Below are 1,110 nucleotides of genomic sequence, written 5' to 3'. Positions count from 1 at the left end.
CGCCAGGGCGGCGGCGATCAGGCTCAGGCGGATTGTGCGTTTCATGGACCGGGCTCCGACGGTTCGTCGTTTCTCAGCAACCCCTAGGCCATATCCATTAACTTAGCCCTGATCCGCGCCAACCTGGGCCGGAGAGGCCCCGCAGGTATCGCAAACCCATCCCGGCCCGCGTTGCTGCAGGCTGAAATCGCCGCAGGACGGGCAGGCGACGGCCTCGGTGGCGGCAGTGACGCGCGGTTCCGGCTCGGCCTTCTTGCCGAAGGGCAGGACGACCAGATTGTCCGGCGCCGAGCCGCGGGCGAACCCCTTGGAGATGAAGCGGGCCGCCGGCACCGCCTCGCCGCCGGGCTTTTCGTCCAGGCCGTCCGCATCGTCTTCCGGCGCGCCGTTGGCCAGTTCGTGCCGGTCCAGATAGGACACGCCCAACTCGCGGAAGATGTAGTCCAGGATGGACGTCGCCGCCTTGATCGAGTCGTTGCCCGTCACCCGACCCGCCGGCTCGAACCGGGTGAAGACGAAGGCGTCCACGAATTCGTCCAGCGGCACGCCGTATTGCAGGCCGATAGAGATGGCGATGGCGAAGTTGTTCATCAGGCTGCGGAAGGCGGCGCCCTCCTTGTGCATGTCGATGAAGATCTCGCCGAGTTCGCCGTCCTCATATTCGCCGGTGTGGATATAGACCTTGTGCCCGCCGACGGCGGCTTTCTGGATATAGCCCTTGCGCCGGTCCGGCAGTTTGCGGCGCGCGCGTTCGCGTTCGACCACCCGTTCCACGATCCGTTCCGGGGGAGGCGCAGGGACGGGCGAGGCGCGGGGGACGTCATTACGGGGCTGCGCCTCGACCGCCGGCAGGTTCAGCAGCCGCCCGGCCGACGCCGCCCGACGGACCAGCCGAACCGCCCGTCGCTCCGCCATCGCCGCCTCGCTCAGGGCGCGAACCGCCTGCGCCGGGCCGGCGCGCCAGTCCAGAGGCTGCGGCGTCGCATCGGCCATGTCGCTGAAGGGCTCGATCGCGCGGCGCAGGCCGGCCTCCGCCGCTTCGGGATCGGCCAGCAGGTCCGCGATCGGTTCGGGTGCATCGGGCCAGTCGCTCAGATCGCCATGGCCGAA

Annotated in this window: 1 pseudogene; it reads right to left on the bottom strand. The window is 69.2% G+C overall.

Annotated elements, in window-relative coordinates:
- Positions 1-102 precede the first annotated feature (102 nt).
- A pseudogene (locus B2U11_RS07930) lies at positions 103-1,110 on the bottom strand (TSCPD domain-containing protein); the annotation flags it as partial.

The organism is Brevundimonas sp. UBA7534 (assembly GCF_002479325.1).
GTDB lineage: Bacteria > Pseudomonadota > Alphaproteobacteria > Caulobacterales > Caulobacteraceae > Brevundimonas.
This window is presented reverse-complemented; position numbering and strand designations above follow the sequence as displayed.